The organism is uncultured Dokdonia sp., assembly GCF_937910895.1.
In the GTDB taxonomy this organism is placed as follows: Bacteria; Bacteroidota; Bacteroidia; order Flavobacteriales; family Flavobacteriaceae; genus Dokdonia.
In genome coordinates, this window is record NZ_CALEMI010000029.1 from 1 (window position 1) to 9,590 (window position 9,590).

Annotated in this window: 9 protein-coding genes and 1 pseudogene; 9 read left to right on the forward strand and 1 reads right to left on the reverse strand. The window is 37.3% G+C overall.

Translation table 11 applies throughout. The annotated features are described in order from the left end of the window. The 9 genes and pseudogenes from Q0505_RS03090 to bshA form a co-directional block, all read left to right on the forward strand. Nucleotides 1-371: pseudogene (locus Q0505_RS03090) on the forward strand (N-acetylmuramoyl-L-alanine amidase); the annotation flags it as partial. A 39-nt stretch (nt 372-410) separates the two neighbouring features. Further along, nucleotides 411-1,364 (forward strand): MlaD family protein, encoded by a 954-nt coding sequence (locus Q0505_RS03095; RefSeq protein WP_299208659.1) that lies wholly within the window; start codon nt 411-413, stop codon nt 1,362-1,364. Nucleotides 1,365-1,367: 3 nt separating this feature from the next. Then, nucleotides 1,368-2,702, forward strand: coding sequence for a (Fe-S)-binding protein (locus Q0505_RS03100; RefSeq protein WP_299208661.1), 1,335 nt, complete (start codon nt 1,368-1,370; stop codon nt 2,700-2,702). Further along, complete coding sequence (locus tag Q0505_RS03105) at nt 2,692-3,015, forward strand: hypothetical protein (protein ID WP_299208663.1); 324 nt, start codon at nt 2,692-2,694, stop codon at nt 3,013-3,015. The genes Q0505_RS03100 and Q0505_RS03105 overlap by 11 nt, the downstream gene beginning before the upstream one ends. A 12-nt stretch (nt 3,016-3,027) precedes the next feature. Beyond that, a complete protein-coding gene (locus Q0505_RS03110) occupies nt 3,028-3,462 on the forward strand; it encodes a phosphoheptose isomerase (protein ID WP_299208665.1) in 435 nt (144 codons plus the stop codon). 59 nt (nt 3,463-3,521) lie between these two features. Continuing rightward, on the forward strand, nt 3,522-4,313 hold the full coding sequence (locus tag Q0505_RS03115) for a (Fe-S)-binding protein (RefSeq protein ID WP_299208667.1): 792 nt from the start codon (nt 3,522-3,524) through the stop codon (nt 4,311-4,313). 63 nt (nt 4,314-4,376) lie between these two features. Continuing rightward, nucleotides 4,377-4,865 (forward strand): ABC transporter ATPase, encoded by a 489-nt coding sequence (locus Q0505_RS03120; RefSeq protein WP_299208669.1) that lies wholly within the window; start codon nt 4,377-4,379, stop codon nt 4,863-4,865. 215 nt (nt 4,866-5,080) lie between these two features. Then, the gene (locus Q0505_RS03125; RefSeq protein ID WP_299208671.1) at nt 5,081-8,002 is read left to right on the forward strand and encodes a glycoside hydrolase family 3 N-terminal domain-containing protein; all 2,922 of its coding nucleotides are present in this window, start codon (nt 5,081-5,083) and stop codon (nt 8,000-8,002) included. A 31-nt stretch (nt 8,003-8,033) separates the two neighbouring features. Further along, nucleotides 8,034-9,170 (forward strand): N-acetyl-alpha-D-glucosaminyl L-malate synthase BshA, encoded by a 1,137-nt coding sequence (gene bshA / locus Q0505_RS03130; RefSeq protein ID WP_299208673.1) that lies wholly within the window; start codon nt 8,034-8,036, stop codon nt 9,168-9,170. A 132-nt stretch (nt 9,171-9,302) separates the two neighbouring features. Here bshA and Q0505_RS03135 read toward each other — a convergent pair whose 3' ends face one another. After that, nucleotides 9,303-9,461 (reverse strand): hypothetical protein, encoded by a 159-nt coding sequence (locus tag Q0505_RS03135; protein ID WP_299208675.1) that lies wholly within the window; start codon nt 9,459-9,461, stop codon nt 9,303-9,305. Nucleotides 9,462-9,590: the final 129 nt, after the last annotated feature.

Genomic DNA, 9,590 nt, shown 5'->3' on the forward strand with positions numbered 1-9,590 from the left:
ATAAAAAAAACATAGCCCTTGGAACCAGTAATGCTCAAAATCCTGTCATCACTCAAGATGAGGTAGATGCAGCTATTAAAGTTTCACAAGAAAAAATATATGACGATGTTACTTTTAAAGTACAGTTGGCTGCAGGATCAAAAAAAATAGCAACCAAGGCCTATAACTTTAAGGGATTAAAGAATGTAGCTCGCGAAAAATTTGGAACCTTATACAAGTATTTCTATGGCAGTACATCAAACTACACAGAGATTCAGCTTTTAAAAACATTTGCCCAAGAAAAAGGGTACAGCTCTGCCTATGTAGTGGCCTTTAAAGATGGCCAGAAAGTTAAACTTTCAGAAGTACTAAACAAGGGCTCCAAAGAATAAGAATTATTGTTAAATTTGTATAACTAAAACACACACCTTTTGAAACGCTCCAGAGAAGTTAAAACCGCTGTACTAGCAATAGGAACAATTCTACTATTTATCTTTGGATACAGCTTTCTAAAGGGAAATAATTTACTAGACAAACACAGAACTTTTTTTGTAACCTATGACAACGTTGAGGGGCTTGCAGCAGCATCTCCCGTTACCATTAATGGCCTTTTGGTAGGTAAGGTTACCGATATTGATTTTCTAAACAACAAAGGGAAATTACTAGTCTCATTCACTATAAAGGAGCCTGATTTTAAGTTTTCAAAAAATAGCTTGGTACGTATCTACAGCAGTGGTCTTCTAGGAGGTAAATCCTTAGGGCTCTATCCAGAGTATGACCTAAAAAATATGGCTGTTTCTGGAGACACTCTAGTTGGTAGTGTAGAAGATGACATGCTTGTGGCGGTAACCAAAGCCCTTGGCCCCCTAGAGGATAAAGTAAATAATACACTAACCACCTTAGATATACTTTTAAACTCTGTTACAGATTTACTAGACCCTAAAACTCGCGCCAACCTTCAAGAGGCAATTGCTAATTTAAACACCACCATGGAGTCTTTAAATGGCGCATCTAGTTCTTTAGATGGCCTTTTAAAAGATAATACAGGGAAGTTAGACCGCACCTTTACAAATCTTGATGAAATGTCTGCTAATTTTAATAGCCTTTCTGATTCTCTTTCAAAATTAGAAACAGGAAAACTATTTTCAGAATTTCAAAACCTAGTTAGCCGCTTTGATACCATAGCTTCAGCCCTAGAAAATGGACAGGGCAGTATGGGTAAATTACTTACAGATGAGCAGCTGTATGAAAATTTAAAAGGGGCTTCCAAGCAACTAGATGAATTGCTTGAAGATGTAAAACTAAATCCAAAGAGATACATCCATATATCTGTTTTTGGAAAAAACAACAAAGAGTACACAAAACCAGATAATCCAGAGCAATAGACTATGCAATACATACCTAACATTTTATTTTTGATAATCCTTCTTATAGGGATTGGGTTTTTTACAAAAAACATTAAAAAATTATTCCGCAATATCAAACTCGGAAAAGAGATAGATAGATCGGATCATAAGTCATTGCGCTGGCGTAATATGGCTAAAATTGCCTTAGGACAATATAAAATGGTAAAGCGTCCCATCTCAGGGATATTACACGTTGTCGTATACGTAGGTTTCATTATCATTAACATAGAAGTATTAGAGATTATCATAGATGGACTCTTTGGAACGCACCGAATCTTCGGATTCCTAGGAGGGTTTTATGATTTCTTAATAGGTAGTTTTGAAATTTTAGCATTTCTAGTGTTTGTCGCCGTAGTGGTATTCTGGATGCGTCGTAATGTCATACGGCTTAAACGCTTCTTAAGCCCAGAAATGAAAGGATGGCCTAAAATGGATGGAAATTTAATCCTCTATTTTGAAATGGTACTCATGACGCTTTTCTTAGTCATGAACGCAGCAGATTTACAATTACAAACACTCGGTGCAGACCATTATGCATCTGAAAGTGGACTCGTAGGCGCATTTCCTATCAGTCAATATATAGCACCTTTATTTGATGGGATGTCAGTATCCTCTCTTATTATCTTAGAACGTAGTGCCTGGTGGGTACATATAGTAGGCATCTTGATATTCCTAAACTATTTATACTATTCTAAACACTTGCATATTTTACTAGCCTTCCCAAATACGTGGTATGCTAAGTTAAAACCTAAAGGACAACTCGATAATCTTGATGCAGTGACCAAAGAAGTAATGCTTATGATGGATCCTAATGCTGATCCATTTGCAGCACCTACCGAAGAAGAAGGCGATCCAGAAAAATTTGGAGCAAGTGATGTGTTAGACCTTAATTGGGTTCAACTTATGAATGCCTATAGTTGTACAGAATGCGGTCGTTGTACAAGCGAATGTCCAGCAAATCAAACAGGAAAAAAACTATCTCCTCGTAAAATCATGATGGACACACGAGATCGATTAGAAACTGTGAGTAAAAATATAGATCAGAATGGTACATTCCAACCTGATGGAAAACAGTTACTAGATGATCATATTACGAAAGAAGAGTTATGGGCGTGTACCACCTGTAATGCTTGTGTAGAAGCTTGTCCTATTGGTATAGATCCCTTGAGTATTATTATGGATATGCGTCGTTATATGGTGATGGAAGAAAGTTCAGCACCAACAGATCTTAACAACGCCATGACCAACATAGAGAACAACGGAGCTCCATGGCCATTTAATCAAATGGATAGAGCAAATTGGATTGATGAAAGCTAAACAACTCGTCATACTATCCTTTTTATGCTTTCCTTTTATGGTAAGCGCTCAACATAGTTGGAGAACAGATAGTTTGCAATTTAAAGTGTATACGCGAGTCTATTTTAATACACAACAACAAATAGACTCGGTAAAAGTTCAAAAGATTACCTGTGATTATTGTTCTCAAAAACAAGTATTAGCATTGTCTGAAGAAGCATTACATCGCACAAGAATGGATCTTAATGATCCTAATTTAAAAAAAGCAGGAGTCCACGTACAGGCTCATTTTATAAGAATAAGTAAAGAAGATTTTAAATCTATTAATAATTAAGTAAGCTAAGAAATGAATAAGGAAGACGTAGATAAATTATTAAGCGAGAAGTTAGAAAACGGTGAACATATAAGTCCAGTACTTCCAGAGGGCGTTAAAAATTACCTTATAGATATTGACGGTACTATATGTGATGATATCCCAAATGAAGAACCAGAACGTATGCTCACTGCAGAGGTATATCCAGATGCATTAATAACATTGAATAATTGGTATGATCAAGGACATATTATATGCTTTTTTACATCTCGTACAGAAGAGCATAGAGGATACACCGAAACATGGCTCAAAAAACACGGATTTAAGTACCACAGTTTATTGATGGGAAAACCAAGAGGAGGTAATTATCATTGGATAGATAATCATTTGGTAAAAGCCACGCGATACAAAGGAAAATTTACAGAATTAGTAGATAAAGAAGTAACCATTCAGGTTTTTAAAGATTAGATCGTAATAATTTCGTTTTGCTGCCTGCTGGCAGCAAAACGAAAGCAGAAACACATACTATGAGTGAACCACTAAGAGTACCTACCATGGCCCAATATATGGCACAAGGCAAGCAACCTGAAGTATTATTTTGGGTAGGTTGTGCTGGTAGTTTTGATGATAGAGCAAAAAAAATAACAAAAGCTTTTGCTCGTATCTTAAATAAAGCCAATGTAGATTTTGCCGTGCTTGGAGCCGAAGAAAGCTGTACAGGAGATCCAGCAAAAAGAGCAGGGAATGAGTTTCTTTTTCAAATGCAGGCAGTCACAAACATAGAAGTACTCAATGGATACGAAATCAAAAAAATAGTCACCGCTTGTCCACATTGTTTTAACACTATTAAAAATGAATACCCGTCTCTAGGCGGAAACTACGAAGTAGTACATCATACGCAGTTTTTAAAATCCTTATTAGATGATGGGCGTCTTACGGTAGAAGGAGGAAAGTTTAAAGGAAAACGAATCACTTTTCATGACCCTTGTTATTTAGGACGTGCTAACAATGTCTATGAAGCACCTCGTGACTTATTACGTAAATTGGAAGTAGAATTGGTAGAAATGCGTAAATGCAAAACCAATGGGCTTTGTTGTGGCGCTGGTGGAGCACAAATGTTTAAAGAGCCAGAACCAGGCAATAAAGACGTTAATATAGAACGTACAGAACAAGCGCTAGAAGTACAACCAGACATCATCGCGGCAGGTTGCCCATTTTGTAATACTATGATGACAGACGGTATCAAAAACAAAGAAAAAGAAGACAGTATAGAGGTCATGGATGTAGCAGAAATGATTGCCGCCGCCGAAGATTTATAATACCTATTACATAATATATTAAAAAGGTAGGCGTAAGTCTACCTTTTTTAGCAACACGATCCTATGTTACAAGATATACATACACTTTCTGATCAATCGCGCGTTTGGATATACCAAAGTGATAAAGCCCTTACAGATAATCAGGTCACACAACTTGAAAAAGACCTCTCTACATTTCTTACTTCGTGGACAGCACATGGAGCAGCCTTAAAGGCAGGTTTTGAAGTGAAGTACAAACGATTTATTATCATTGCATTAGATCAATCAGAAGCGACGGCAAGTGGCTGTTCTATAGACAGTCAAGTGCGATTTATTCAAGCCATACAAGAAGATTTAGGCGTAGATTTACTCGATAAAATGAATGTGACCTATTATCAAAATGATCGTATACATTATAAGACACTTATTGACTTTAAAAAAATGGCAAAAGACGGTGCGGTTGGTAAGAACACAGTTGTGTTTAATAATCTAGTCACCAATCTAGAAGAATACAAACATTATTGGGAAGTACCCGCGATAGAAAGCTGGCATAGCCGTTTTTTGAGAAAATAATTTTTTTGGTATAATTTGCTGGGTAGGTATACGTTTTTGATGCTATGAGCGTATGGTTAATAATATTTTGTTAACTTTTTATACGCTTTCGCGAAAGCGGAGGCAATCTTAGTAAATTCGTAGTACCCAACTTACTTCTTGATGGCATTGTATTTGTATGTAAAGAGGCGAGTAACAACACTTAATAGTTATTCTTTATAAATAGTTCTTGATATATGCAGTTTAGGAAATATCTACTTTTTCTTAGTTTTATTTACATCCCATTTTTTGCATTTGCACAACAATCATATCCGCTCTATACCAATGATATAGAAGCGCAACGTAAATGGGTGGATAGTGTATACACAAGCATGACCGTAGAGCAACGTATTGGACAGCTCTTTATGGTAGATGTTTTTTCAAGTGATCCCAAAGCAAAAGTAGATAAGATTCGTGCCCTTATTAAAGAGCAACACATTGGAGGTGTTATTTTTTCCAAAGGCGGTCCTATGCGACAAGCAAAACTTAATAATGAGTTTCAGGAATTGGCAAAGACTCCTTTATTAATAGGAATGGATGCCGAGTGGGGACTCTCCATGCGATTGGATAGCACGTATGCATTTCCTTGGAATATGACACTGGGCGCCATACAAGATAATCGGATTATCAAAGATGTAGGAACTCGCGTAGGGGAACATTGCAAACGCTTAGGGGTACATGTTAATTTTGGTCCCGTTGTGGATATTAATGTCAACCCAGCAAATCCTATTATTGGGAATCGCTCATTTGGGGAGGATAAAATAAACGTCACCGAAAAGGCGATTGCCTTTTTAGAAGGAATGCAAAGCGCCGGGGTTTTGGGTAGTGCAAAGCATTTTCCTGGTCATGGAGATACCGATCAGGATAGTCATAAAACTTTACCTACGCTCGATTTTACGCTAGAACGTCTCAAGAATATTGAGATGTATCCTTACAAACCTATTATAGAAGCAGGTGTGGCAAGTGTGATGGTCGCACACCTTAATGTGCCAAATTTAGTTCCAGAAGAAGGCTATCCAACCTCTATCTCACCCACAGTAGTCACTAAGATTCTTAAAGACAGTTTAAGTTTTCACGGATTGATTATTACAGATGCTTTGAATATGAAAGGAGCTTCTAATTTTAAAGAGCCTGGAGATATTGACCTTGCTGCTTTTAAAGCTGGGAATGATATTCTTTTAATTAGCAATGATGTGCCATCTGCCGTTCTAAAAATTAAAGCCGCATTAGAAAAAAAAGAAATTACAGAAGAGCGTCTAGCACATTCTGTAAAAAAGATTCTGTATGCAAAATACAAAGTAGGTTTATCCACGTATAAACCTATAAGTACAAAAAATCTTGTAGCCGATCTAAATACAACCTTAGATGACGTCGTTTACAGTGCCGCTATTGAAAATGCACTCACCATTACAAAAAACACAAACAACATTCTTCCAGTAAAGAATCTTGATGATAAGAAAATAGCGTATGTCTCTTTAGGAGACGATTCGGGAAGTCATTTTCTGGAGGCGATGCGTAAGTACGATCAAGTGACTCATGTAAAAGCAGCTACCCTTGATGAAATGATTACTAAATTGGAAAAGTATAATTACGTTATTATTGGTTTTCACAGATCCAATGAAAACCCTTGGAAATCGTATGCTTTTACAGATAAAGAAAAAACATGGCTCTATGAAATCGCACGTACCAATGAGGTAGTATTAGATCTTTTTGTACGTCCGTATGCGATGTTAGATCTATTGTCTACTACTAATATAGAAGGGATTATTCATAGCTATCAAAACAGTAGAATTGCTCAAGAGAAGAGCGCACAGCTTATTTTTGGAGCGATTCCAAGTAAAGGAAAACTCCCTGTTTCTCTCAAAAACACACTGGCTGGAACAGGTTTTGAATCGGGTACTTTACGCCGACTTTCGTATGGGATTCCAGAAGAGGTGGGGATGAGTTCTGATAGTTTGTACAAAAAAGTAGATGCGCTCGTTCGTTCTGGAATTACACAAGCAATGATGCCAGGAGCACAGGTACTTATTGCACGCAAAGGAAAGGTAATTTATAATAAAAGTTTTGGTTATCATACTTACACAAAAAAACGCCGAGTTACCTCAGATGACGTCTATGATGTCGCTTCTATGACTAAAATATTAGCTTCTCTACCTTTATTAATGGAATTACGAAGTCAAGGTTCTATTACGCTAGATGATACTCTAGGAGAATTAATCCCAGAGATGAAGGGAACCAACAAATCAAACATTACGTTACGTAAGGCATTATCACACTATGCACGTTTTAAAGCATGGATTCCTTTTTATCTCGCTACGTTGGATACGGCGACTAAAAAACCATCTAAAGAGTATTATCGTTCTGCCTATTCGAAAGAATTTAATATCAAAATAGCAGATGAAATGTATCTGCGCAGTGACTATTCAGATACCATCATAAAACGTATTGGGGAGAGTGATTTGAGAGACCGACTTTCGTATAAATATAGTGATTTACCTTACTATCTGATGAAGAAGTTCTTAGAAGATTATTATGGAAAAGACTTAAATACGCTAACATCTGAGCGGTTTTACAAATCGTTAGGTGCCAATAGAACAGGATATAAACCGTTAGACAGATTTTCTGAAAATTCTATTGTTCCTTCTGAAAATGACACCTATTGGCGTAACCAAAAAGTACAAGGCTACGTCCACGATATGGGTGCTGCGATGCAAAGTAATGTGGGAGGACACGCAGGACTCTTTAGCAATGCCAATGATGTAGCAAAGCTAATGCAGATGTATCTTCAAAATGGTTACTATGGAGGCAAACGGTATATCTCAAAAGAAACGCTGGAGGAGTTTAATACCTGTACGTATTGTGATAAAAATGTGCGAAGAGGCGTAGGTTTTGATAAACCTCAACTTTCTGGAAGTGGACCTACCTGTGGCTGCGTCTCTATGACTAGTTTTGGACATAGTGGCTTCACAGGAACCTATACGTGGGCAGATCCAGAGCAAGATCTTGTCTATGTATTTTTATCCAACCGCACTTTTCCTACGATGGAAAATCGTAAATTAGTCACGTCGGGATTACGTACAAGAATCCAAGAAGCGATTTATGAATCAATTATTGATTAGTACGCTTTCGCGAAAGCAAAAAAAGAAATACATGAAAATTGCTATAGTTTGTTATCCAACCTTTGGAGGTAGTGGCGTTGTCGCTACAGAGCTAGGAATAGCGCTCTCCAAAAGAGGACACGAAGTTCACTTTGTTACATATAAGCAACCCGTACGACTGGCATTGCTTAATGAGCGTATTCACTTTCATGAGGTAAATGTACCCGATTACCCATTGTTTCACTATCAACCGTATGAGTTGGCGCTGTCAAGTAAACTCGTGCGCATCATAAAGAAACATAAGATTGATATTCTACACGTACATTATGCGATCCCTCATGCCTATGCAGGCTATATGGCAAAAGAGATGCTCAAGGAAGAAGGGATTCATGTTCCTATGGTGACGACTTTGCATGGTACAGATATTACGTTGGTAGGAAGTCATCCATTCTATCGACCAGCCGTAAGTTTTAGTATCAACAAAAGTGATGTCGTGACCTCTGTTTCAGAAAGCCTCAAAACAGATACCTTGCGCCTTTTTGATATTACAAGACATATAGATGTAGTGCCTAACTTTATTGATATGGAAGCTACCAATCATGAGTTTACCGATTGCCAACGGGACTTAATGGCGCATGAAAACGAACGCATTATTACCCACATTAGTAATTTTAGAAAAGTAAAACGAATCCAAGATGTCATCGAAGTATTTTACAGAGTACAGCTGGAATTACCTGCAAAATTATTGATGGTAGGCGAGGGTCCTGAGAGAGAAGATGCAGAGCAACGCGTTAAAGAATTAGGCATCGAAGATAAAGTCCGCTTTTTAGGAAACAGTAATGAGATTGATAAAATTTTATGTTTTTCAGATCTTTTTCTACTGCCTTCAGAAGCAGAGAGTTTTGGACTTGCCGCATTAGAAGCGATGGTCAACGAAGTTCCCGTAATTTCTAGTAACGCAGGTGGGATTCCAGAAGTCAATATTGACGGTGTAACTGGCTACCTCTCTAACGTAGGAAACATTGCTGATATGGCGCAGAATGCCATCCGGATTTTACAAGACGGTAAAACACTTCGTACCTTTAAAGACAATGCCAGACGTGAAGCCGCCAAGTTTGATATCCATAATATCGTGCCACTATACGAAGAGTTGTATGAAAAGGTGTTGGTGAATAAGGTGGGTTCATAAGTATTATTTATGGAGTGCTAGTTAAACGTTGGTACTTTGAGGCTTTAGCAGTACTGTGAGGTCTACCTACTTGAAAGGGTACAAATGGTTTGTACATAGCAGCGGAGTCGTTTAATAAATCATGTGTAATTTTTATTCTTTTATATCTTTTACAGGATTTGTCATTAGTCCAACAATTTTTGATACTACATATTTGGCAACTACTGTCCCTCCTTCATGACCGTAGGCATTCATTCTTACTTTAATTTTATCCTGATGATATTTTCGAAAGTTTTGATTCACTATCCACATTCTTGCTTTTCCTGAAGCAGGAACAGGTGTATTTATTTGAGTAGTAACTTTTGGATCAAGTGTAAAAGTTGTGGGATTTTCTGATTATGCAAAAATAGTTGAGAGTCTGTATAAGAAGAAGTCTACATT